The sequence below is a fragment of the Pedococcus sp. KACC 23699 genome, assembly GCF_045348425.1.
Classification (GTDB): domain Bacteria; phylum Actinomycetota; class Actinomycetes; order Actinomycetales; family Dermatophilaceae; genus Pedococcus.
The window spans coordinates 2,152,406-2,175,578 of record NZ_CP157483.1; the positions used below are offsets into that span (position 1 = coordinate 2,152,406).

Annotated in this window: 25 protein-coding genes; 12 read left to right on the forward strand and 13 right to left on the reverse strand. The window is 72.0% G+C overall.

Annotated elements, in window-relative coordinates:
* Position 1: 1 nt before the first annotated feature.
* Positions 2-775 (reverse strand): alpha/beta hydrolase family protein, encoded by a 774-nt coding sequence (locus ABEG17_RS10120; RefSeq protein ID WP_406829345.1) that lies wholly within the window; start codon positions 773-775, stop codon positions 2-4.
* A gap of 36 nt (positions 776-811) precedes the next feature.
* Here ABEG17_RS10120 and ABEG17_RS10125 point away from each other — a divergent pair, with 36 nt between their 5' ends.
* The 4 genes from ABEG17_RS10125 (at position 812) to ABEG17_RS10140 (ending at position 3,195) form a co-directional block, all read left to right on the forward strand.
* Positions 812-967, forward strand: coding sequence for a DUF4177 domain-containing protein (locus tag ABEG17_RS10125; protein ID WP_140742397.1), 156 nt, complete (start codon positions 812-814; stop codon positions 965-967).
* Complete coding sequence (locus ABEG17_RS10130) at positions 967-1,443, forward strand: RidA family protein (protein ID WP_406829346.1); 477 nt, start codon at positions 967-969, stop codon at positions 1,441-1,443. The genes ABEG17_RS10125 and ABEG17_RS10130 overlap by 1 nt, the downstream gene beginning before the upstream one ends.
* Before the next feature lie 73 nt (positions 1,444-1,516).
* Positions 1,517-2,371: an NUDIX hydrolase gene (locus tag ABEG17_RS10135; protein WP_406829347.1), complete on the forward strand. Its 855-nt coding sequence runs from the start codon at positions 1,517-1,519 to the stop codon at positions 2,369-2,371.
* On the forward strand, positions 2,368-3,195 hold the full coding sequence (locus tag ABEG17_RS10140; RefSeq protein ID WP_406829348.1) for an MBL fold metallo-hydrolase: 828 nt from the start codon (positions 2,368-2,370) through the stop codon (positions 3,193-3,195). The genes ABEG17_RS10135 and ABEG17_RS10140 overlap by 4 nt, the downstream gene beginning before the upstream one ends.
* Before the next feature lie 61 nt (positions 3,196-3,256).
* Here ABEG17_RS10140 and ABEG17_RS10145 read toward each other — a convergent pair whose 3' ends face one another.
* On the reverse strand, positions 3,257-3,934 hold the full coding sequence (locus ABEG17_RS10145; protein ID WP_406829349.1) for a Crp/Fnr family transcriptional regulator: 678 nt from the start codon (positions 3,932-3,934) through the stop codon (positions 3,257-3,259).
* 131 nt (positions 3,935-4,065) lie between these two features.
* Here ABEG17_RS10145 and nth point away from each other — a divergent pair, with 131 nt between their 5' ends.
* From nth to ABEG17_RS10160, 3 genes are read left to right on the forward strand one after another with little or no spacing between them, the layout of a single operon-like run.
* Entirely contained in the window at positions 4,066-4,779 is a 714-nt protein-coding gene (gene nth, locus ABEG17_RS10150) for an endonuclease III (protein WP_406833174.1), read from the forward strand.
* 14 nt (positions 4,780-4,793) lie between these two features.
* Complete coding sequence (locus tag ABEG17_RS10155; RefSeq protein ID WP_406829350.1) at positions 4,794-5,483, forward strand: NUDIX hydrolase; 690 nt, start codon at positions 4,794-4,796, stop codon at positions 5,481-5,483.
* Positions 5,483-6,694, forward strand: a complete 1,212-nt coding sequence (locus tag ABEG17_RS10160) for a MarP family serine protease (protein ID WP_406829351.1) — start codon at positions 5,483-5,485, stop codon at positions 6,692-6,694. The genes ABEG17_RS10155 and ABEG17_RS10160 overlap by 1 nt, the downstream gene beginning before the upstream one ends.
* Before the next feature lie 27 nt (positions 6,695-6,721).
* Here ABEG17_RS10160 and ABEG17_RS10165 read toward each other — a convergent pair whose 3' ends face one another.
* From ABEG17_RS10165 to ABEG17_RS10210, 10 genes are all read right to left on the reverse strand, one after another.
* Positions 6,722-7,636, reverse strand: coding sequence for an alpha/beta fold hydrolase (locus tag ABEG17_RS10165; RefSeq protein ID WP_406829352.1), 915 nt, complete (start codon positions 7,634-7,636; stop codon positions 6,722-6,724).
* A 28-nt stretch (positions 7,637-7,664) separates the two neighbouring features.
* Positions 7,665-8,057, reverse strand: coding sequence for a phage holin family protein (locus ABEG17_RS10170; protein ID WP_406829353.1), 393 nt, complete (start codon positions 8,055-8,057; stop codon positions 7,665-7,667).
* 50 nt (positions 8,058-8,107) lie between these two features.
* Positions 8,108-9,448 (reverse strand): Na+/H+ antiporter NhaA, encoded by a 1,341-nt coding sequence (gene nhaA / locus ABEG17_RS10175; RefSeq protein WP_406829354.1) that lies wholly within the window; start codon positions 9,446-9,448, stop codon positions 8,108-8,110.
* A gap of 125 nt (positions 9,449-9,573) precedes the next feature.
* Positions 9,574-10,128: an NADPH-dependent FMN reductase gene (locus ABEG17_RS10180; protein WP_406829355.1), complete on the reverse strand. Its 555-nt coding sequence runs from the start codon at positions 10,126-10,128 to the stop codon at positions 9,574-9,576.
* Positions 10,129-10,156: 28 nt separating this feature from the next.
* Positions 10,157-10,591 (reverse strand): acyl-CoA thioesterase, encoded by a 435-nt coding sequence (locus ABEG17_RS10185; RefSeq protein WP_406829356.1) that lies wholly within the window; start codon positions 10,589-10,591, stop codon positions 10,157-10,159.
* Positions 10,588-13,023: a bifunctional salicylyl-CoA 5-hydroxylase/oxidoreductase gene (locus tag ABEG17_RS10190; RefSeq protein WP_406829357.1), complete on the reverse strand. Its 2,436-nt coding sequence runs from the start codon at positions 13,021-13,023 to the stop codon at positions 10,588-10,590. Before ABEG17_RS10190 ends, ABEG17_RS10185 begins: the two co-directional genes overlap by 4 nt.
* Complete coding sequence (locus tag ABEG17_RS10195; protein WP_406829358.1) at positions 13,020-14,687, reverse strand: AMP-binding protein; 1,668 nt, start codon at positions 14,685-14,687, stop codon at positions 13,020-13,022. Before ABEG17_RS10195 ends, ABEG17_RS10190 begins: the two co-directional genes overlap by 4 nt.
* Positions 14,687-15,637, reverse strand: a complete 951-nt coding sequence (locus ABEG17_RS10200) for an acyl-CoA thioesterase (protein ID WP_406829359.1) — start codon at positions 15,635-15,637, stop codon at positions 14,687-14,689. Before ABEG17_RS10200 ends, ABEG17_RS10195 begins: the two co-directional genes overlap by 1 nt.
* Positions 15,634-16,119 carry a cupin domain-containing protein gene (locus ABEG17_RS10205; protein WP_406829360.1) on the reverse strand — a complete coding sequence of 162 codons (486 nt, stop codon included), beginning with the start codon at positions 16,117-16,119 and terminating at the stop codon, positions 15,634-15,636. The genes ABEG17_RS10200 and ABEG17_RS10205 overlap by 4 nt, the downstream gene beginning before the upstream one ends.
* A gap of 86 nt (positions 16,120-16,205) precedes the next feature.
* Complete coding sequence (locus ABEG17_RS10210) at positions 16,206-17,027, reverse strand: fumarylacetoacetate hydrolase family protein (RefSeq protein ID WP_406829362.1); 822 nt, start codon at positions 17,025-17,027, stop codon at positions 16,206-16,208.
* Between the two features lie 86 nt (positions 17,028-17,113).
* On the opposite strand from ABEG17_RS10210, the gene ABEG17_RS10215 reads away from it, so the two are divergent.
* The gene (locus ABEG17_RS10215; protein ID WP_406829363.1) at positions 17,114-17,545 is read left to right on the forward strand and encodes a RidA family protein; all 432 of its coding nucleotides are present in this window, start codon (positions 17,114-17,116) and stop codon (positions 17,543-17,545) included.
* Here the strand turns inward: ABEG17_RS10215 and ABEG17_RS10220 are convergent.
* Positions 17,511-18,368 carry a PaaX family transcriptional regulator C-terminal domain-containing protein gene (locus ABEG17_RS10220; protein ID WP_406829364.1) on the reverse strand — a complete coding sequence of 286 codons (858 nt, stop codon included), beginning with the start codon at positions 18,366-18,368 and terminating at the stop codon, positions 17,511-17,513. The two genes, ABEG17_RS10215 and ABEG17_RS10220, sit on opposite strands and share 35 nt — an antisense overlap.
* Positions 18,369-18,520: 152 nt before the next feature.
* Between ABEG17_RS10220 and ABEG17_RS10225 the strand changes: the two genes are divergently transcribed.
* From ABEG17_RS10225 to pucL, 4 genes are all read left to right on the forward strand, one after another.
* On the forward strand, positions 18,521-19,990 hold the full coding sequence (locus ABEG17_RS10225) for an NAD-dependent malic enzyme (protein ID WP_406829365.1): 1,470 nt from the start codon (positions 18,521-18,523) through the stop codon (positions 19,988-19,990).
* The gene (locus ABEG17_RS10230; protein WP_406829366.1) at positions 19,987-21,240 is read left to right on the forward strand and encodes a DUF6986 family protein; all 1,254 of its coding nucleotides are present in this window, start codon (positions 19,987-19,989) and stop codon (positions 21,238-21,240) included. The genes ABEG17_RS10225 and ABEG17_RS10230 overlap by 4 nt, the downstream gene beginning before the upstream one ends.
* A gap of 93 nt (positions 21,241-21,333) precedes the next feature.
* On the forward strand, positions 21,334-21,846 hold the full coding sequence (locus tag ABEG17_RS10235) for a helix-turn-helix domain-containing protein (protein ID WP_406829367.1): 513 nt from the start codon (positions 21,334-21,336) through the stop codon (positions 21,844-21,846).
* Positions 21,847-22,175: 329 nt separating this feature from the next.
* Positions 22,176-23,111, forward strand: coding sequence for a factor-independent urate hydroxylase (pucL, locus tag ABEG17_RS10240; RefSeq protein WP_406829368.1), 936 nt, complete (start codon positions 22,176-22,178; stop codon positions 23,109-23,111).
* Positions 23,112-23,173 lie beyond the last annotated feature (62 nt).

Consider the following 23,173-nt stretch of genomic DNA (forward strand, 5'->3'; position numbering starts at 1 on the left):
ACTAGGAGGCGAGCAGGTCGACCGCCCGGGCGACCTCGGCGAAGGCCGGGTGCTCGGGGTCGATCAGGCCGTAGTGGCCCCCGCCGACCACCGGCGTGAGCCGCACCGACGGACCCCGGTGCGCGGCGGCATACCGCTCGCTGAGCTCGAACGGCACCACGTCGTCGTCGCGGGCGTGCACCAGCACGACCGGCACGGACGGGGGGAGCACGGCAGGGTCGGCGGCGGCATACGCCTGCGGCACCTGCTCGGGGGACCCACCCAGGAAGGCCGGTATGGCGTCGCCGCCCACCTGGGTGGCCGCGCCGTGCGCGAGGTCGACGACGCCCGCGAGGCTCACGACGCCGCGCAGCCCGTGGGCCCACGGCTGGGCGGCGGCCCACGTCACGAGCTGGCCGCCCGCGGAGTGGCCGACGAGGACGGCGGGGTGCGCGAGGTCGGGGTCGCGGCGGATCGCGGTGAGCGCGGCGGCGACGTCCTGCGCCGTGCCGGGCCAGCCACCACCGGGCATGCCGGGGCGGCGGTACTCGACCACGGCCACGGGGTAGCCGGCGTCGGCGAACGCCTGGGCCTGGCGGCCGGCGTGGGCCCGGTCGTACTCCTGGCGCCAGAAGCCGCCGTGGACGACGACGACGGTCAGCGAGCGGGTGACGCGCTGCGGGAGGCGTACGTCGTAGACCTGGGCGGCGTCCTCGCCGTAGGAGGTGGTGCGGGTCGGCGGACCGGCACGTTCGTCGAGGACCTGGCTGGGGTCGCGGTCGCCGGCAGTGGGCATGCGCCCATCCTGCCAGCGGTGGCTAGGCTGCAGCACATGCAGAAATGGGAGTACGCGACCGTGCCGCTGATCGTGCACGCGACCAAGCAGATCCTCGACCAGTGGGGCGAGGACGGCTGGGAGCTCGTCCAGGTCCTCACCGGACCTGACGGCAACGGACTGGTCGCCTACCTGAAGCGGGAGAAAGCCTGATGAGCAAAGTTGAGGACCGTCTGGCCGAGCTCGGCCTGACCGTGCCCGAGGTCGCCAAGCCGGTGGCCGCCTACGTCCCGGCGGTCCAGGACGGACGCCGCATCTACACCTCCGGGCAGCTGCCCATGGTCTCCGGCTCCCTCGCCGAGACCGGCAAGGTGGGCCAGGGCGAGGGCCTGGTGTCGCCCGAGCGGGCCGCCGAGCTCGCGCAGATCTGTGCGCTCAACGCCATCGCGGCCGTCAAGGGCCTCGTCGGTGACCTCGACAAGGTGACCCAGGTGGTCAAGCTCGTCGGGTTCGTCGCGTCCGACCCGGCGTTCACCGGTCAGCCCGGTGTCATCAACGGGGCCAGCGAGCTCATGGGCAAGGCCTTCGGCGACGCCGGCATCCACGCCCGGTCCGCCGTCGGCGTGGCCGTGCTGCCCCTGGACGCCCCCGTCGAGGTCGAGATCGTCGTCGCCCTCGCGGACGACTGACCGAGTTGACCGCTCCTCTTCGCCGATTCGATGTGAACACGCCCGTGATCCCCGGCGTGTTCACATCGAACGGGTGCTGGGGCGTGCCGCGGTGATGCGGGACTTCCCCATCGCCGACTCCCCCACGCTGAGGGCTCGGGCCGACGCCTGGTTGACGTCGCCCGACCCCGCGGGGCCGGTGCAGCCCAAGCTCGCTGCCACGGTCATGTTCGTGCGGGACGGGGCGTCGGGCGTTGAGGTGTTCATGCTCCGCCGGGTGGCCACGATGGCGTTCGCCCCGCGGATGATGGTCTTCCCCGGCGGCGGGGTCGACGCGCGCGACGCGGACGACGCGCTGCCCTGGGCCGGCCCGTCGCCCGCCGAGTGGGCCTTGCGCCTGCGCGTCGACGAGGCCCGCGCCCGCGAGCTCGTGGCGGCCGCGGTGCGCGAGGTGTTCGAGGAGTGCGGCGTCCTGCTCGCGGGACCGACGCCCGACTCGATCGTCGAGGACGTGGGCAGCGAGCACTGGCGCGAACAGCGCCGTCGCCTGCTCGACCGCGAGGCCTCGCTGTCACAGGTCCTGCAGGAGCACGGCCTGCTGCTGCGCTCGGACCTGCTCGGCTATCGCGCCCACTGGGTCACCCCGGTCTTCGAGGCCCGCCGGTATGACACCCGGTTCTTCACCGCTGCCGTGCCCGCCGGCCACCACGCCGACGACCAGACCACCGAGGCCGACCTCGCGGCGTGGGTGCGTCCGGCCGACCTGCTCCGGGCGTGGGAGAGGGGCGAGGCCCTGATGCTCCCGCCGACCGTGGTGGCCGTCGAGGAGGTCGCCGCCGCGACGTCTGCTGCCGGTTTCATCGCCGAGCGCCCGGTCATCGAGACCGTGCAGCCCGAGCTCGTCGACACCGGCGCCGGCCTGGTCATGCGGGCGGACCTGCCCCGATGACGGCTGACGCTCCTGCGCCCTCCGCCGCTGCGGGGGAGTGGCACGGCGGTCAGGTGACCGATCGCGCGCTCTGCGTCCTGTGCCCCAACCCCAGCCCGATGACCCTGGACGGCACGAACACCTGGGTGCTGCTGGAGCCCGGCGCCACCGAGGCTGTCGTCATCGACCCCGGCCCGCTCCACGAGACGCACCTGCAGGCCGTCGTCGATGCCGTCGCGGCGCGGGGCGCCCGGGTCGCCCAGACGATCCTCACCCACGGCCATGCTGACCACGCCGAGGGAGCCGAACGCTTCGCCGAGCTCACCGGGGCACCGACCCGGGCCGTCGGCCGCGGTCACGCCGACCTCGGCGACGGCGACGTCGTGACGGTGGGGGGCCTCGAGCTCCGCGTGGTCGCCACCCCCGGTCACACCTCGGACTCGCTGTCCTTCGCCCTGCCTGCCGACCACGCCCTGCTCACCGGTGACACCGTCCTCGGCCGGGGCACCACGGTGGTCGCGCACCCCGATGGTGAGCTGGCGGCATACCTCTCGTCGTTGGAGCGGATCGCGGCACTGACTGGAGGGGGTGGCGTTACCTCGATCCTGCCCGGTCACGGGCCGGTCGTGCCGGACGCGTCGGCGATGGTCGCGTTCTACCGCCGGCACCGGGCCGAACGGCTGGAGCAGGTGCGGCAGGCGCTCGCCGACGGGGCCGCGCAGGCCCCCGACCCCGTGCAGGCCGTGGTCGAGACGGTGTATGCCGACGTCCCCCGCGAGGTCTGGCCGGCAGCAGCCCAGAGCGTCGCCGCGCAGGTCGAGTACCTGCGCGCTCGCAGCCACTGACTCTGGGTCGATGTGAACATGCCCGGAATCCCCGGCGTTTCTCCATCGACCCTGCCGGGTCCTAGCGGGCGCGGCGCTTGAGCCGTTCGACATCCATGATGAGGACGGCGCGGGCTTCGAGGCGCAGCCAGCCGCGGGAGGCGAAGTCGGCGAGCGCCTTGTTGACCGTCTCGCGGGAGGCGCCGACCAGCTGGGCGAGCTCCTCCTGGGTGAGGTCGTGGGCGACGAGGATGCCTTCCTCGACGGGGCGGCCGAAACGGGCCGACAGGTCGAGCAGCGCCTTGGCGACGCGGCCGGGGACGTCGGTGAAGACGAGGTCGGCGAGGTTCTCGTTGGTGCGGCGCAGGCGCTGGGCGAGCGCGGCGAGCAGGACCTTGGCGACGGCGGGGCGGCCGGCCAGGAGGCCGTTGAGGTCCTCGTTGCCGATCCCGAGAAGCTGCGTCTCGGCCACGGCGGTCGCGGTCATGGTGCGGGGGCCGGGGTCGAACAGGCTGAGCTCGCCGAACATCTCGCCGGGGCCGAGGATCGCCACGAGGTTCTCGCGACCGTCGCTGCTGCGGCGCCCGAGCTTCACCTTGCCCTCGCGGATGACGTAGAGGCGGTCGCCCTGGTCTCCCTCAGAGAAGAGCACGTCGCCGCGCTCGAGGCGCGTCTGCGTCATCGACTGCATCAGCGTCGAGGACGCCTCCTCGTCGAGGGCAGCGAACAGCGGGGCTCTTCTCACCACATCGTGATCCACGGGCGACAGTGTGCCATGTCGACGTCGGCCCCGACCCGTAGGCTGATCCGGTGTCCGATGCCCCCCGAAAGCCCGCCCCCAAGGTCGCTCGCGAGGAGTCCCCGGTCGCGCTGACCCGCCGCGCCCGACGGATGTACCGCGAGCTCCACGAGCACTACCCCTACGCCCACTGCGAGCTCGACTTCGACAACCCCCTCCAGCTGCTCGTGGCCACCGTCCTGTCGGCCCAGACCACCGATGTCATGGTCAACAAGGTCACGCCGCAGCTGTTCGCGCAGTACCCCGACGCGGCAGCACTCGCCGGCGCGGACCGCGAGGCGTTGGAGGCGCTGCTCAAGCCGACCGGCTTCTTCCGGGCCAAGACCAACTCGGTGATGAAGCTGGGCGCCGAGCTCGTCGAACGGTTCGACGGCGAGGTCCCGCCCCGCCTGGACGACCTGGTCACCCTGCCCGGGGTGGGCCGCAAGACCGCCAACGTGGTGCTCGGCAACGCGTTCGGCATCCCCGGCATCACCGTCGACACCCACTTCGGCCGCCTGGCCCGCCGGTTCGGCTGGACGGCCGAGGAGGACCCGGTCAAGGTCGAGGCGGCCGTCGGCGCGCTGATCCCCCGCAAGGACTGGACGATGCTGTCCCACGTCCTGATCTTCCACGGCCGACGCACCTGCCACGCCAAGAAGCCTGCCTGCGGGGCGTGCCCCATCGCCCGGCTGTGCCCGTCGTACGGCACCGGGGAGACCGACCCGGTCAAGGCGGCAAAGCTGCTCAAGTTCGAGCTCGCCCCGGGCGCCGACAACCCGTATGCCGCGCCCGTCGCCGACGTGGTGGAAGCCGGGCGGGCGTGATCGACGGTCCTTCCGTGCACCCGCGGCCGGAGTGGATCGACCGTGCTCACCGCGGGATCGAGGGCGCGGAGCAGGGGTTCTTCGACCGGTTCGCCCCGCCACCGTCGGGCGGTCGGCGCTCGAGCGTCCTGATCCTGTTCGGCCCGGCAGCCGGCGGCGGTGAGGACGTCGTGCTCACCGAGCGCGCCCACACCCTGCGCACCCAGCCCGGCGACATCTCCTTCCCCGGCGGCAAGCGCGAGGCCCACGACGCCTCCGACGCGGCCGCGGCCCTGCGCGAGACCCGGGAGGAGGTCGGCATCGACCCGGCCACCATCGACGTCGTCGCGGAGCTGCCCGACATCTACCTGAGTCCGCGCAAGTTCGTCGTCACCCCCGTCCTGGCGTGGTGGCGGGAGCCGGGGCACGTCGAAGGCATCGACCCGGCGGAGGTCCACCGCGCCGTGCGCGCGCCCCTGGCCGACCTGCTCGACCCGGCGGCGCGGTTCACCGTGACCCACCCGAGCGGGTACGTCGGGCCGGGGTTCGAGTTCGACGGGTTGTTCATCTGGGGGTTCACCGCGGGACTGCTGTCCGCCGTGCTCGATTTCGGCGGGCTCACCCGACCGTGGGACCGTAGTCTCAGTCGTCCGCTACCGGCCCGCTACCAGCCGGGGGGCACGAACGACGCCCTGACCCAGACCGCGACGGAAGGCCGAGCCTGATGTTCCTCGGACTCTCCGTCCTGGACCTGCTCCTCATCGTCCTGCTGCTCAGCTACGCCGTGACGGGCTACCGACAGGGACTGGTGGTCAGCGTCCTGTCGCTCGCAGGGTTCCTCACCGGGGGCGCCATCGCGATGTGGCTCCTGCCGATCGCCATCGGCAGCTGGGCCGACCTGCAGAGCTCGCCGCTGCTGCGCACGGTCGTGCTCATCGCCGGGGTCTTCATCCTCGCCTCGGCGGGGCAGGCGGTCGCCGTGGCCGTCGGAGGCACCCTGCGGTCGCACCTCAAGGTCAAGCCGGCCCAGTGGTTCGACTCCGTCCTCGGCGCGATCGCCGTCGTCGTGTCGGCGTCCGTGCTCGTGTGGTTCATCGCCGGCGCCCTGCGCGGTGGTGCCCCAGCACCCATCGCCAAGGCCATCGGTGAGTCCCGGGTGCTCAGCACCATCGACTCGGTGGTGCCGCCCGAGACCTCCCGCCTGTTCGCCGGGTTCCGCGAGGTCCTCGACCGCGAGGGCTTCCCGCGGGTCTTCGACGGCCTCGAGGCCGAGCGCATCGCCCCGGTCGACCCGCCCGACGACGCGGTCGCCCAGAGTGCCGGTGTGCGCGCCGCTGCCTCCTCGGTCATCAAGATCACGGGCGTCGCGACGTCCTGCAACCGTGGCCAGGAGGGCAGCGGCTGGGTCGTGGCCCCCGAGCGTGTCGTGACCAACGCCCACGTCGTCGCCGGTATGGAGCGGGCCACCTTGCGCATCCGCGGCACCGGACGCTCCTACGCGGGTCGGGTCGTGCTCTTCGACGCCCGTCGTGACCTCGCCGTCCTGGCGGTCCCTGGCCTGCCGGCCGCCCCGCTGCCGCAGGGGCCGGACCTCGCCCGGGGCGACGACGGTGTGGTCGCCGGCTTCCCCCTCGACGGCCCCTACCAGCTCGACGCCGCGCGCGTCCGGGAGATCGTCGACGCAAGGGGCTCCGACATCTACGGACAGCCCGGCACCAACCGCGAGGTGTACTCGCTCTACGCCAAGGTCCGCCCCGGCAACTCCGGTGGACCGCTGCTGTCCCCGGACGGCAAGGTCGTCGGTGTCATCTTCGCCAAGTCGCTCGACGACGCGAGCACCGGCTACGCCCTCACCATGGACGAGGCCCGGCCGGTGCTGGACGCCGCGGCCAACGCCTCGAACCCCGTCGACACGGGCGCCTGCGTCGCCGGCTGACCGAGCCGCAGGCGCTCGCGGCCCCGGCTAGCCGGGGAGGGCGTCGAGCCAGCGCACCAGGTGCTCGTTGACCACGTCGGGCGCCTCCTCGGGGAGGAAGTGCCCGGCACCGGGCACCACGGCGTGCTCGTACGGCCCTGCGCAGTAGGCCCGGGAACCCCCGGCCGTCGAGGGCAGCACGGCGCCGTCGCGCTCGCCGTGCAGCTGCAGCACCGGCACCGAGATCGGCTTCTTCATCGTCGCGGCGAAGCGCCAGCCGTCGGGGCGGGCCTGGCTGCGGACGAGCCACCGGTAGTACTCGGCCGCCGAGTGGGCCACGAACGGCAGCGCCATGGCCTCGGCATAGACCTTCGCCTCCTCGGGTGAGGGCCAGATCCCCTCGGGCGAGGCCCACTCGCGCAGCAGGCGCTGGACGTAGCCACCGTTCACCGTCATCTGGCGCTCGGGCACGAACGGTCGCTGCAGGCCGCCGAGGTAGGCGTTCGCCCTCGCCTGGCGGGGGCTGCTGAACGACGCCTTCCGGAAGACGAGGGGGTGCGGCATCGACAGCGACGCGACGGCGCGGGTGACCGTCGGCTGCAGGACCGGCATGCTCCAGGCGATCCACCCGCCCCAGCCGTGCCCGACGACCGCGGCCCGCGAGGCGCCGAGCGACCGCAGCACGCTGGCGACGTCGGTGGCCGACGTCCGGGTGTCGTACCCGCGCGGGGGCTTGTCCGACGCGCCATACCCACGCAGGTCCATCGCGCACGCGCGGTAACCCGCGTCCGCCAGGGCCTGCATCTGGTGTCGCCAAGCCCACCAGAACTGCGGGAACCCGTGCAGCAGCAGGACGACCGGCCCCTCGCCCTGCTCGGCGACGTGGAAGCGGGCGCCGTTGGCGGCGACGAACCGGTGCTCCCAGGGCCCGTCGATCAGGGCCATCGAGGCGTCGAGGGTCATGCGGGGAGTATGCCGTGCGGGCGGGCCCTCAGTCGCCGGACTTGAGCGCCTGGACGGTCTCCTGGGCGTTCTTGATGGTGCGCTCGGGCTTGGGGTTGATGGTGGCGACGCTCTTCTTGCCCACCAGCGCCAGCACCCCGGCGATGGCGAACAGGAGCACCGTGGTGATGAGGTAGGCGGCCCACTCGGGCAGCCAGATGTCGAGCACCGCGACGACGGTGTGGAACAAGAAGATGACACCGAGCAGGCCCACGAAGGCGGCCGCCCCGAACATGGCGGCACTCTTGCCTGCGGTCTTGGCCTCGGTGGTGATCTCCGTCTTGGCGAGGGCGATCTCGCTGCGGACGATCGTGGACAGGTCGTGGGTGGCGTCGGCCACCAGCTGTCCGAGCGTGCGCTCGGGGCTTCCCTGGGTGGTCATAGGGCCCTCACCTCTGCTTTCGTGGCTGCCGGGGATCCGGCCTGCCAACCCTAACCGGGCTGGCGCTTTGCCACATCTGCGCACTGGAACGCGTCGGGGATGCCGTCGCCGTCGTCGTCCCGCGACTCGAGCTCCTCGAGCCGGCGGTAGACGCGGTTGCGGGTGCGCAGCACGATCGTCGCCAGGGCCGCGGCGACCAGCGACCCCACCAGGATGCCCAGCTTGACGTGCTCGTCGCGAGGGCTGCCCAGACCGAAGGCGAGCTCGCCGACGAGCAGCGACACGGTGAAGCCGATCCCCGCGAGGAGCGAGAGCCCGAGCACGTCCCACCAGGAGAGGTCGTCGTCGAGCTCGGCCCGGGTGAAGCGTGCGAACGCCCAGGTCCCCCCGAAGACCCCCACCAGCTTGCCGAGCACCAGGGCGAGCACGACGGCCAGGGCCGCCTCGTCGGCGAGGGTGTCCCCGAGCCCGCCACCGACGACCCGCACGCCGGCGGCGAAGAACGCGAACACCGGGACGGCGACCCCGGCGGACAACGGCCGCAGCCGGTGCTCGAAGCGCTGGGCGACGTCGACGTCGGCGTCCAGGGTGCTCAGCCGCGGGACCGCCGCGCGGGGGCGGACCGGGACGACGAGACCGAGCAGCACCCCCGCGACGGTCGCATGGATGCCGGACGCGTGGACGAGCGCCCAGGTCGCGAGGGCCAGAGGGATCAGCAGCCACCAGCGCGCGATCCGTCGCTGCGCCAGCCACGCGAAGCCGGCCAGCGGAAGCAGGGCGAGGCCGAGCATCGCCAGGTCGAGGCTGTCGGTGTAGAAGATCGCGATGATCGTGATGGCCACGAGGTCGTCGACCACGGCCAGGGTGAGCAGGAAGCTGCGCAGCGCCGAGGGCAGGTGCGTGCCGATCACCGCGAGCACCGCGAGGGCGAACGCGATGTCCGTGGCCGTCGGGATCGCCCACCCGCGCAGGGCGTCACCCTCGGCACCGCGCAGGGTGACGGTCGCGGCATACACGATGGCGGGCAGGGCGACCCCGCACAGGGCGGCGGCGACGGGCAGGGCAGCCTTCGCCGGGGAGCGCAGCTCACCGACGAGGAACTCGCGCTTGAGCTCGAGCCCCGCGACGAAGAAGAAGATGGCGAGCAGCCCGTCCGAGGCCCACTGGCCCAGGGTGAGGTCGAGGTGAAGTGCGTGCGGGCCGACGGTGAGGTCGCGCAGCGACGTGTACGCCTCGAACCACGGGGTGTTCGCCCAGACGAGGGCGGCCACCGCGGCCGCCAGCAGCAGGGCGCCGCCGACGGTCTCGGTGCGCAGGGCGGCGGCGACGTGCTGCGCCTCCTGCCACGTCGTGCGGGCGAACAGGCGAGGACGCAGGGGGTTCAGGCTCACGAAGGGCCTTTCGGGGTCGGCGGCAACATCAAGACGCTGCCGGACGACGGGGCAGCGACGCCGACCAGACTTCCCGGCACACCACGTCCAAGGGTATCGGGCGAGGCCGACGCGGGCGCAGGCGTTCAGCTCGCGGGACGCGCCTTCGCGACCAGCTCGGTGAGCATCGTGGTGAGGGCTGCCTGCGTGCCCTCGTCGGCGATGACCTGGCCCTCCTGCGTGAGGGTGGTCCCGAACTCCAGACCGGGCCCCTCGACGACGGTCATCTTCACGCGCTCGAGGGTCTGGCGCAGCGCCGACCTGGCGTAGGACGCGCCGTGCCAGCCATACCCCACGCAGCCGACCGGGAGGCCCTCCCACTCGGCGTAGAGGTAGTCGATCGCGTTCTTCAGCGCCGCGTTGTAGCCACGGTTGTACTCGGGCATCACCAGGACCAGCGCGTCGGTCGCCCACATCGCCGCCGACCACCGGCGGGTGTGGTCGTGGACGTAGTGGCCGTCGGCGGGTTGGCCGGGCTCGTCGAGGAACGGCAGACCGATCGCCCGCAGGTCGTGCACCGTCACCGCGACATCGAGGTCGGCGTGGGTCTCGATCGCGCCGAGGACCCAGTCGGCGACGTGGTGCCCGATCCGGGTCGGACGGGTGCTGGCGATGACGACGGACACGCGCACAGGGGCCATGTCGGCAGCCTAGGTCGTGAGCCTCCGGTCAGCCGCCGGTCAGCCGCTCGACCCACTCCTCGGGCCACGGTGCGCTCGTCGGACGCCCGGGGCCGGAGCGGTCGAGGTGCACGGTGACGTAGCGGCCCCTGGCGGCCCGGACCCGGTCGGTGCCCTCGAACTCCTCGCCCCAGACCTCGAACGCGAACGTCATCGACGTCCTGCCGAGCTCGGTCACCCTCACCGTGGTCGTCACCTCCTGCCCGAAGAACAGCGGCGCCTCGAAGTCGGCCTCGAAGCGCACTCGCGGGGCGACGGGGAAGTACCCGTGCAGCCCGCGCTCGCGGGTCAGGGACGCCTCGGTCGCCTCGACCAGCCGCGTCACCGTGCTGTTGTGGTAGATCCCGGCGGCGTCGGTGTCGATCCACTCGATGCGCGATCGCTGGGTGGCGCTCGCGATCGCGGTGTCCTCGGGGCTGCTCACACCGACACGGTGTCAGGCGCCGTCGTGGCCGGGGTCACCGGCCCGGCGTCGCTCGACCTGTCCTCGCCCTGCCCGGGGCGCCAGCGCAGATGGACGTCGTCGGTCCCGCCGTCGCGCAGCAGCGCCAGGCGCGGCGGGACCTTGTCGGTGCGCGAGGTCGGCGGGCGACGGCGCCCGGCGGCCCACTGCACCGGCCACTGCGCACCGGGCCCGGCGTGGTCCTGCTCGGCTGCGGCGTGCAGGGTCCACATGGGGTCGTACAGGTGGGTGCGGCCGAGCGCGCAGAGGTCGGCCCGCCCCGCGAGCAGGATTGAGTTGACGTCGTCGTGCGAGGAGATGGCGCCGACCGCGATGACGGCCACGCCGGCGGGGCGGGCCACCTCGTGACGGATCCGGTCGGCGAACGGCGTCTGGTACGAGCGGCCGAACGCCGGCTTCTCGTCCTTGCTCACCTGGCCGGAGGAGACGTCGATCGCGGCAGCTCCGTGCTCGATGAAGGCCCGCGCGATCTCGACGGCGTCGTGCTCGGTGTTGCCGTCCGGCATCCAGTCGGTGGCGGAGATGCGGACGGTCACCGGCATGTCGCCCGGGACCGCGCCGGACACGGCGTCGAAGACCTCGAGGGGGAAGCGCAGGCGGTTCTCCAGGGACCCGCCGTACTCGTCGGTGCGCACGTTGGACACCGGGGAGAGGAACGACGACAACAGGTAGCCGTGCGCGGCGTGCACCTCGACGAGGTCGAAGCCGGCCTCGACGCCACGGCGAGCTGCCTCGCGGAAGTCGGCGACGACCTGGTCCATGTCGGCCCGGGTCATCTCGCGAGGGACGTGGCAGCCCTCGCCGTAGGGGAGGGCCGAGGGCCCGACGACCTCCCAGTTGTCCTCGGTCAGCGGCTCGTCCATGCCCTCCCACATGAGCTTGGTCGAGCCCTTGCGGCCGGAGTGCCCCAGCTGCAGGCCGATCCGCCCGGTGCTGTGGTCGTGCACGAAGGTCGTCACGCGGGCCCAGGCATCTCGCTGGTCGTCGTTCCACAGACCCGGGCAGCCGCGGGTGATGCGGCCCTCGGGGGAGACGCAGACCATCTCCGACATCACGAGCCCGGCTCCGCCGAGGGCCTTGGAGCCCAGGTGCACGAGGTGGAACTCGCCGGGCACACCGTCGACGGCGGAGTACATGTCCATGGGGGACAGGATGATCCGGTTCTTGAGCTCCAGTGCGCCGATGCGGGTCGGCTGGAACATCGCGGGCGCCGACTCGTCGGCGCCGACGCCGACCTGTCGCGCGAACGCACCCTGGATGCGGGCGGCGAAGTCCTTGTCCCTGTCCTTGAGGTTCTCGAAGGTGATCCGCCGTGAACGGGTGAGCAGGTTGAAGACGAACTCGTCAGGGTCCTGGTCCGCGTACATGCCGATGTTCTCGAACCACTCGAGGCTGGCCTGCGCCGCGCGCTGGGTCGACTCGACGACCGGCTTGCGCTCCTGCTGGTAGGCCTCGAGAGCCGTGTCGACAGAAGGGTGTTCGTGCAGGCAGGCGGCCAGCGCCAAGGCGTCCTCCATGGCGAGCTTGGTGCCCGAGCCGATGGAGAAGTGGGCGGTGTGGGCGGCGTCGCCGAGCAGGACGACGTTGCCGTCGTGCCAGCTCTCGTTGCGGACCGTGGTGAAGCTCAGCCACTTGGAGTTGTTGGTGAGGATGCGGTGGCCGTGCAGGTCCTCGGCGAAGATCTCGGCCACCCGCTCGACGGCGTACTCGTCGGACACCCCGGGAGGGAACACCTCGTCCTCGGTGCGGTCGAACCCGGCCCGGCGCCATACGTCCTCGTGCATCTCCACGATGAACGTCGAACCCTTGTCGGAGTAGGGGTAGCCGTGGATCTGCATGGTCCCGAACTCGGTGTTCCGGACGATGAACTGGAAGGCCTCGAAGACCAGGTCGGTGCCGAACCAGATGTACTTGTTGTGACGTCGGTCGAGGCTGGGGCCGAACGCGTCGGCGTACCGCGTCCGCACCTGGGAGTTGAGGCCGTCGGAGGCGACGACGAGGTCGTGCTCCTCGCGCAGGCGATCCGTGTCGGGTGCCTCGGTGCGGTAGTGGACCGTCACCCCGAGCTCGGCGACGCGGGCCTGCAGGATGCGCAGCAGCTCCTTGCGGCTCATGGCCGCGAACCCCTGCCCGCCGATGGTGGAGGACTGTCCGTCGATCGCCACGTCGATGTCGGTCCAGCGCGCGAACTGCCGCTCCATCGCCCCGTAGATCGCGGTGTCGGCGCTCTCGATCCCGCCGAGGGTCTCGTCGGAGAACACGACCCCGAACCCGAACGTGTCGTCGGGGGCGTTGCGCTCCCACACCGTCACCTCGTGCCCGGCGTCGAGCTGTTTCATCAGGGCGGCCAGGTACAGACCTCCCGGGCCCCCGCCGACGATCGCGATCCTCATGAGCTCTCCTTGGTCAGGTCGCGCAGCTTGAAGTGCTGGAGCTTGCCGCTGGTGTTGCGCGGCAGCTGGTCGACGAAGCGGACGCGGCGTGGGTACTTGTACGGCGCGAGCGTCGCCTTGACGTGGTCCTGGATCTCGCGGGCCTTGGCGTCGTCGCCGACCACGCCCTCACGCAGGACGACGAAAGCGCTGACGATCGAGCCGCGTTCGGGGTCGGGCTCGCCGACGACGCCGGCCTCGACGACGTCGGGGTGGGTGTCGATGGCGGCCTCCACCTCTGGGGCGCCGATGTTGTAGCCGCTGGACACGATCATGCTGTCGGTGCGGGCGCGGTAGAAGAAGTAGCCGTCCTCGTCCTGCACGAAGGTGTCGCCGGTGACGTTCCAGCCGTCGACGACGTAGCCGAGCTGGCGGTCGTCGTCGAGGTAGCGGCACCCGACCGGTCCGATCACCGCGAGCCGACCCTCGGTGCCCACCGGCACGGGCTTGTCGTCGGCGCCGAGGATCGTTGCGCGGTAACCGGGTACCGGCCTGCCGGTGCTCCCGGGGCGGATGTCGTCGCCGGCGGCGGAGATGAAGATGTGCAGCATCTCGGTGGCGCCGATGCCGTCGACGATCGCCAGCCCCAGCTCGGAACGGATCGCCTCCCACACCTCCTTGGGGATGTGCTCGCCGGCGCTGACCGCCGTGCGCAGTCCGCCCAGCTTGGGCAGGTGGCCGGCCCTGATGATCTGCTTGTATGCCGTGGGCGCGGTCGCGAGGACCGTCACCCCGTGCTCCTGCACCAGCTCGGCGAGCTGGGCGGGCGTGGCCGTCTCGGTGACCAGTGCGCAGGCGCCGGCGCGGAGGGTGAAGACGACGAGCATGCCGAGGCCGAAGGTGAAGGCGAACGGCGCGGTGCACGCCACCACGTCGTCCTCGGTGAGGCGGAGGACGTGCCGCCCGAACGTGTTGTCGATGGACAGCACGTCGCGGTGGAAGTGCATGGTGATCTTGGGGACACCGGTGCTGCCCGAGGTCGGGCCGAGCAGGGCGACGTCGTCGGCTGCGGTGTCGACGGCGGTGAACTGGGCCGACTTCGTCGTCACGCGCCTGGACAGGTCGTCGTCGCCGGCGCCCCCGAAGGGGACGACGACGAGCCCGGGGGCCACCGTGTCGCGGACGGTCTCCACGTCCTCGAGGAACCGGTGGTCGACCAGCGCCACGACCGGGCGGGTCTTCTCCACGATGGGCCCGAGCTCACGGGCGCGCAGGGCGGCCATGGTCGTGACGACGATGCCGCCGGCCTTGAGGGTGCCGAGCCAGGCGGCCACGGTCCACGGGTTGTTGGGCGAGCGCAGAAGCACGCGGTTGCCCGGCACGAGCCCGAGGTCGTCGGTCAGCACCGCTGCGACCTGGTTGACGGTCCGCAGCAGCTCGCCGTAGCTCCACACCGTGCCGTCGGGGGTCCGCAGCGCGGGACGGTCGGGTCCGTGCTCGGCGATCGTGGCGTCGAGCAGCTCCGTCGCGGCGTTGAGCCTCGCCGGGTACTGCAGGTCCGGTGTCGTGAACTCCAACGTCGGCCACAGGTTCGCCGGTGGCAGGTGGTCGCGCGCGAAGGTGTCGGTGTACCCGCTCGGCGAGAGGGCGACGGCAGGGACTGCGGCGTCGGGTGTGCGCGACATCAGTGGCCTCCGGGGGTGGCGCGGATCATGCCTTCCTGGACGACGGTGGCGAGGTGCTCCCCGTCGGGGGTGAAGAAGCGGCCGAGGCCGACACCGCGACCGGAGTCGGCGGCCACCGCCTCCTGCGCGTAGAGCAACCAGCCGTCGAGGACCCCGGCGGCGGGCTGGCGGTGGAACCACATGGCGTGGTCGAGGCTTGCGGTGACCAGGCCCGGTTGGGCCCATGGCAGGTCGAGGACCCGCAGCACCGGCTCGAGGATCGTGTAGTCGCACACGTAGGCCAGCGCCGCGAGGTCGCGCTGGGCGTCGGTGAGCCCCTCGACCGCGCGCAGTGCGTCGAACGGCTTCACCCACAGGGCCTGGTGCGGTGTGCTGCCTCCGTCCACCTCGAGGTAGACCGGTCCGGGCACGTGCCGCATGTCGAAGCTGCGCCCACCCGACCAGTACGCCTTGGACTCCTCCGTCATCGTCGAGTCCCCACCCGGCGCGCGGTCCCCGAGGTATGCGGCGGAGCTGGGCAGCGTGTCCGGTGCGGGGACGTCGGCGGCCGGCGACGCGGCATACCGGCCTCCGTCCTCGCCGGCGGCGAAGCTGGCGAGGCAGGTGTAGGCGGCCTTGCCGTTCTGGAACGCGCGGACCTGGCGGGTGGCGTAGCCGCGGCCGTCGCGCAACACCTCGACCTCGTAGGTCACCGGTGCGCCGATGTCGACGGGGCGCATGAAGTAGCTGTGCATCGAGTGCATGACCTTGCCGTCGGTGACGGTGAGCATCGCCGCCGACGCGGCCTGCGCGACCATGTCGCCGCCGTAGGCCTTGGGCCACGGGCAGGGCTGGGTCGTCGCGGTGAAGGCGACGTCGAAGTGTCGGGGCTCGACGGGACTCAGCGCCAGGGCTCGGGTGACGACCTCGGACGTCGAGGCGGCCTGCCCCCCTGTGTCCGAGCTGGTCACGGGCGGTCCGCCCAGTGGCGCAGGTCGGCGTCGGAGACCTGCGGGAGGTTGACGACGATGTTCTCCGGGGTGCGGGCCGTCATCCAGGTGAGCGGGTTGTTTCGGTCGAGGTTGCACTCCACGTGGGGCATGAAGGGCGGCACGAACACCCAGTCGCCCTCGCTCATGTCGAGGTAGTCCTCGAACCGCTCACCGAAGTAGATGCGGGCCCGGCCGGACAGGACGTAGCCGCCCGTCTCGGCCTCGCCGTGGTGGTGGGGGACCGAGCGGTAGCCGGCCTCGTTGCTCACCTTGCCGAACCACAGCCGCGTCGCCGGGGTGTGCTGGATGCTGACGCCGGAGACCCGGCTGGCACCACCGGACTGGCCGGTGTCGCCGACCTCGGCACCGCCGCGGGTGACGACGGGGACGACCAGACCGGACTCGTTGGCGTAGACCGAGTTGTCGCCTACGAGCTGGTACTTGCTGAAGTCGGGTTCCACGGTGGCTCTCTTTCGTCGCGCTCAGGCGGGGTGGTCGGTCGGCGTGGTCGGGCGGTCAGGTGAGGGGGGGTCTGGTCAGTGGTGCGTCAGGTGAGGCGGATCGTGTTGCGCAGCAAGCCGATCCCCTCGATCTCGGTCTCCAGCACGTCGCCGTCGGCGAGGAACCGCTTCGGGTCGCGGGCGACGCCCACTCCTCCCGGCGTGCCGGTGAGGACGAGGTCGCCGGGGCGCAACGTGGTGAAGGTGGAGATGTAGGCGAGCAGGTCCGCCGAGTCGAAGACGAGCGTGGCGGTGCTGTCGCGCTGCACCTCGTCGCCGTTGACGCGGCACGTGACCGTGAGGCCGGCCGTCGGGTCCACCTCGTCGGGGGTGACGACGACAGGGCCCGTGGGCGTCGAGTCGTCCCAGGCCTTCCCCTGGAACCACTGCAGGGTGCGGTACTGCCAGTCGCGCACCGAGACGTCGTTGGCGACGGTGTAACCCGCGATGGCGGCGGCTGCTGTCGCGCGGTCGGCCCCGCGGATCGTCGCGCCGACGACGACGGCGAGCTCTGCCTCCCAGTCGACGTCCGTGCCCGCCTGCAGTGAGACGTCGTCGGTCGGTCCGACCAGGCTGTCGGCGTACTTGACGAAGAGCGTGGGGTGGCTCGGCAGCTCGCGTCCGGTCTCGCGGATGTGCTCCCCGTAGTTGAGACCGCAGCAGATGACCTTGGCGGGGTGGGGCAACGGTGCGAGCGGCTCGGCGCCGTCGAGGGGCTCGCCCAGGAGCGTGTCCGGCCCGAGGGTGCCGCCGGCGGCGAGGAAGGCGGACAGGTCGGCCGCATACGGCTCCACCACCGGGCGCCAGCCGTCGTCGGTGAGCGCGGCGGCACGGGTGCCGCCGTCGTGGGCGACGGTGCCGAACTTCATATAGCGAGATTTTCACGACCGTCGCCAAACGTCAATAGGTCGGTTACGCTCGGGTGGCAGACCCACCCACGACCCCTGGAGGTCCGATGTCCGCCGGCCCGCTGTCCCCGGTCCCCGTGAACCCCGCCTCGCTGCCGACCCCGAGCGGCTACTCGCACGGCACGCTCGCCGGCAACACGCTCTACCTCGGTGGGCAGACCGCGCTCGACGCGGACATGAAGATCGTGCCCGGGGGGATCGTCGAGCAGTTCCGCCAGGCGTTCTCCAACGTGCTGACGACCCTGGCCGAGGCCGGCGGGATCCCCGAGGACCTCGTGAGCATCACGATCTACCTCACCGACATCCCGGACTACCAGGCGCACGGTCGTGAGATCGGCCGCGCCTGGCGTGAGCTGGCCGGTCCCGTCTACCCGGCCATGGCCGGCATCGGCACGACGGCGTTGTGGCAGCCGGAGGCCCTCATCGAGATCGTCGGCGTCGCCGTCATCCCTGACGAGCGGCTCCAGCCTGCTCGGTGACGAAGTCGTGGGCCGGCCCGGCGAGCATGCGGTGCAGGTCGAAGAACGTCTCGGCCGCGGTCGTGCCCGACCACGACGCGGGGAGCAGCTCGGTCGGCAGGCCCGGGTCGAGGTAGGGCAGCCGGCGCCACGAGGTGAGTGCGCGGATGTAGTCGGCGAACGCCTCGGCGCCCGGCGTGACCTGCTCCTGCGCCGCCCAGTGCCGACGGGCCGGCTCGTGCGCCTCGAGGAAGTCGGTGTAGAGCTGCTCCAGGGAGCCGAGGTCCCACCACTGCGCGACCTTGGCGGCTGGTTCACCGAAGGCGAGGTACTGTGCGCGGAACAGGTCGACGTACGGTTCGAGGCCGTCGCCGAGGAGCACCTCCCTGGCGTCGTCGGCCAGGTGTCCGGGCGCGATCCACACGCCCGAGGACACGGTGCCGAAGCCCAGCCAGGCCAGGCGCGCCCGCAGCGCGTGCCGCTTCTGTCGCTGCGACTCCGGCACGGAGAACACCACGACGACCCAGTCGCCGCCGTGCTCTTCGCGCTCGGCGAAGATCCGGCGGTCGCCAACCTCGAGCAGCTGGCGCGCGTACTCCGACAAGGCGTAGCCGGCCGCGCTCCCGCGCCGCTCGGCCTCGACGATGCCGCGCCGCTTGAGCCGGGAGAGCGACGAGCGGACGGCCTGCTCGTCGACTCCGGCAGCGGCCATCAGCCGGATCAGGGCGCTGACGCTGATCCAGCCGCCGAACTCGCGGACGTACAACCCGAGCACCGTGACGATCAGGGCACGCGGCGGCAGGGGGCCACGCTCCATACCGCCGTCGAGCTCCGTGGTCGTCACGGAGGAAATGTATCCGGCGCAGGAGAGTGGGGCGGTACGCCCGGGGGCCGCGGCCCGCGAGGTGGACAGGTCCTTGTCCCGTGCGCGGGCGAACCCTAGGATTCCGTAAAACAGAAGTGGAAATCCGTATCGTGGAAGATCGAGGTCAAGCGATGTCTGCACCGAGTCCCGGGTACTCCATCACCGTCCGTGCCGAGGCGCCTGCCGCCATCGACACCACCGGCATCCTCGCCGCGGCCGTCGCTGCGGCGGGTGGGGCGCTCACCGCGCTCGACGTCGTGGAGTCGCGCGCGCACAGCCTGGTCGTCGACGTGACCTGCAACGCCTCCGACGCCGACCACGCCGACCGGATCACCGCCGAGATCGGCGCGGTGCCCGGGGTGAACGTCCGGAAGGTCAGCGACCGCACCTTCCTGCTGCACCTCGGCGGCAAGCTCGAGGTCACCCCCAAGGTGCCGCTGAAGCACCGCGACGACCTGTCCCGCGCCTACACGCCTGGCGTCGCCCGGGTCTGCCTGGCCATCGCGGAGAACCCCGAGGACGCGCGCCGGCTCACGATCAAGCGCAACACCGTGGCGGTGGTGACCGACGGCTCCGCGGTCCTCGGACTGGGCAACCTCGGGCCGGCTGCGGCGCTGCCGGTGATGGAGGGCAAGGCCGCGCTGTTCAAGCAGTTCGGAGGGGTCGACGCCTGGCCCGTCTGTCTCGACACCCAGGACACCGAGGAGATCATCATGATCGTCAAGGCGATCGCGCCGGTCTACGGCGGCGTGAACCTCGAGGACATCTCGGCCCCTCGGTGCTTCGAGATCGAGCGGCGACTGCGTGACGAGCTCGACATCCCCGTCTTCCACGACGACCAGCACGGCACCGCCATCGTCGTGCTGGCCGCGCTGACGAACGCCCTTCGTGTCGTGGGCAAGCCGCTCGCGCAGGTGCGCATCGTCGTGTCGGGCGTCGGCGCTGCAGGTCACGCGATCATCGGGCTCCTGCACGCCCAGGGCGTGACCGACATCGTCGGGTGCGACCGGCACGGTGCGCTGGACTCCACGGCGGCCCACCGCGACGAGTTCCGTGGCTGGATCGCCGAGCACACCAACCCGCGAGGGGTGCAGGGCACGCTCAAGGAGGTGCTGGCCGGGGCCGACGTCTTCATCGGCGTCTCGGCCCCGGACCTGCTCGACGGCGACGACATCGCCACCATGGCGGACGGGGCGATCGTCTTCGCGCTGGCGAACCCGGACCCCGAGGTCGACCCGCTCGCGGCCAGCCGGCACGCCGCCGTCGTGGCGACGGGCCGCTCCGACTACGCCAACCAGATCAACAACGTGCTCGCCTTCCCGGGGTTCTTCCGCGGGCTGCTGGACGCAGCCGTCAGCGACATCACCGACGAGATGATGATCGCCGCGGCGACCGCCATCGCCGACTGCGTCCGACCCGACGAGCTCAACGCCAGCTACATCGTGCCGAGCGTGTTCGACCCGGACGTCGCCCCCGCCGTGGCTGCCGCGGTGCGTCACGCCGCGGGCGCGCACGAGCACCATACGGAGCGTTCTGCTGGCGCGAGCCGCACCGCCGACCGCACCACCTCCGACGAGACGACCGAGGAAGCCCGCCGATGACCTTCGATGCCGCCCGGCTCACCACCGAGCTCGACACCCAGCTCGCCGACGCCGATGCCGCCCTTGCGGCCGGCTTCCCGGGGGAGCGCGCCGCGCGCCAGCCGGTCCACACCGTCTACGTCCCGGCCGACCGCTTCGACGTCGACCTCGTGTCCCGTTGGGGCGGTGAGGCGCTCGCCGTCCTGGACGAGCACGGTGGCGATGCTGCGACGTATGCGGCGGTGCTGGGTCTTGCACCCTCGTTGGCTGACGAGGTCGTGGCCCGGGTGCGGGCCAAGCTGGCCAGCGAGCCGATCGAGGACCTGCGGATCGACTTCGAGGACGGGTTCGGCAACCGGTCGGACGAGGAGGAGGACGCAGCGGTCGATGCCTCCGCAGCTGGTCTGCTGAAGTCGGTGGGGGACGGCGGCGCCGCGCCGTTCCACGGGATCCGGTTCAAGAGCTTCGAGGCGCCGACGAGGGCCCGCGGCGTGCGGACCCTGGCGCGGTTCGTCGAGGCCGTCGCGGTCGGCGGGAGGCTGCCCGACGGGTTCGTCGTGACCCTCCCGAAGGTGACCTCGGTCGACCAGGTCGAGGCCATGGTGGTGGCCTGCACGCGACTGGAGGCGGGGGTGGGGCTGGAGCCCGGCGCCATCGGGTTCGAGATTCAGGTCGAGACCCCGCAGTCGATCCTCGGCCCCGACGGCACCGCCCTCGTCGCGCGGATGGTGCACGCCTCCGCGGGCCGGTGCACCGGACTGCACTACGGCACCTACGACTACTCCGCCTCCTGCGGCATCGCAGCGGCCTACCAGTCGATGGAGCACCCGGCCGCCGACCACGCCAAGGCGGTCATGCAGGTGGCCGCAGCCGGCACCGGCGTGCGGCTCTCCGACGGGTCGACGAACATCCTCCCCGTCGGCGACCGCGAGCGGGTCCACGCCGGGTGGGCGCTGCACGCGCGACTCGTGCGCCGCTCGCTCGAACGTGGCTACTACCAGGGCTGGGACCTTCACCCCGCCCAGCTCCCGAGCCGGTATGCCGCGACGTACGCCTTCTACCGCGAGGGGTTGCCGGCTGCGGCCGAGCGGTTGCGCAACTACGTCGGTCAGGTCGACTCCGGGGTGATGGACGAGCCGGCCACGGCCCGGGCGCTGGCCGACTTCGTGGTGCGCGGGCTCGACTGCGGCGCGGTCGACGACGCCGAGGTGCTCGAGCTCACCGGCATCGACCGGGGGCGGATGGACGCGCTCGCGAGGCGCGCGAGGTAGCGCGGCAGCGGGCGAGCCGACCGACCGCGACCGTTGACGAGACCTGGCCGGGCCGGGCCGGACCGGAGTCGACGGCGCGGGTAGGTTGACCGCATGCGCGTCCGGGTGGAGTTCACGACCGAGCCGTTCCACGGCGAGGACGACCAGCTGCCACCCCATGTCACCGCGTCCGCCGACGCCTTGCGGCAGGTCGGGCTGGCTCCCGACCTGGGGCCGCTCGGCACGTCCGTGGAGGGCGAGGCGGAGGTCGTCGTCGATGCGGTCGGCTCCGCGCTCAAGGAGGCGCTGTCCCACGGCGCGACGCGGGTGACCCTCACCGTCAGCGACCTCGATGCCGCCATCGCCCCTGCCGCCCCCGTGGTCGCCACCGACCTGTCGGACGGGCTGGCCCGGCTCATCGCCGAGGTCGAGGCCGAGCTCGGCGGGAGCCTCGCCGAGCTGCCGCGCGCGCAGAAGCAGCACGCCGTGCGGCTGCTGGAGGAACGCGGCGCGTTCGAGATGCGGCGGTCGGCCGAGACGGTCGCCGAGGCGCTCGGGCTGACCCGCTTCACCGTCTACAACTACCTGAACCGGATCCGCGAAGCCGACGCCGACGCGCACGCCTGAGGCGGGGCCGCGACCGCGACCCCGTACCCGGCCAGGGATGCCAGGGGCGCGGCACACCTCGCTGCTGGCATCCCGCATGGGGCCGACTGGTGGACAGCGGCTGGCGCGGTGAGGAAATTCTCAACAAACTGTTGACGCCGCATCGACGCCGTCCTACTGTTCCACTATTCGCAATCAAGTTTCCGCATCACGGAAACTGCGCTGGACGCCCACCCTGCGCCCGCGGCCCCGCCGGCCACCACCCGCCGTCTCGCCGCCAGCACCACCAGGCCCGCCGCCACCGGCCCGCCTGGCCCGTCACCGGCACCGCAGCCCCGGCAAGGAGCACCATGAGCTTCGTCCTCGGACCCAACCAGTACGGCAAGGCGGAGAACCGCGTCGTCCGCATCTACCGCGACACGGCCCGCCACGAGATCCGTGACCTCAACGTCTCGACCGCCTTGCGCGGCGACTTCCGCGAGGCGCACGAGACCGGCGACCAGGCCAACGTCCTGCCGACCGACACGCAGAAGAACACCGCGTTCGCCTTCGCCAAGGAGCACGGTGTCACCTCCCCGGAGGACTACGCCCTCACCCTCGGTGACCGCTTCCTCGCCGTGACCCCCGCCGCGACGGCGAGCCGGGTCGAGGTCGAGGAGTATGCGTGGGACCGCATCGACGTCGGCGGCGCCGGCCACGACCACGCGTTCGTCAAGCGCGGCGGCGAGGTGCGCACCACGGTGGTCACCCGCCAGCGCTCCGGTGACCAGGCCGGTGAGCAGTCGCAGACCAGGGCGTGGGTCGTCTCGGGGGTCAAGGACCTGGTCGTCCTCAAGTCGACCGGCTCGGAGTTCAAGGGCTTCCTCAAGGACGACTACACGACCCTGCAGGAGACCGACGACCGCATCCTCGCGACCTCGCTCGTCGCCCGCTGGCGCTACGAGGACGACGCGATCGCGAGTGGCACCGACTGGAACAAGTCGTTCGACGACATCCGCCAGGTGATGCTCGAGACGTTCGCGACGACCTACAGCCGGGCGTTGCAGGAGAGCCTCTACGCCATGGGATCCGCGGTGCTCGCCGCCCACCCCGAGGTCGCCGAGATCAAGTTCTCCGCTCCCAACAAGCACCACTTCCTCGTCGACCTGTCCCCGTTCGGGCTCGACAACCCCGGTGAGGTCTTCGTCGCCGCAGACCGTCCCTACGGCCTGATCGAGGCCACCGTGCAACGCGAGGACGGCAGCGACCCGGGCGACGCCTGGCTCACCGTCCCCGGATTCTGCTGACGGACCCGGACCCGGACCCGGTCGCGGTCCCAAGCCTTGTCACGGCACGAGCGGTGACCCCG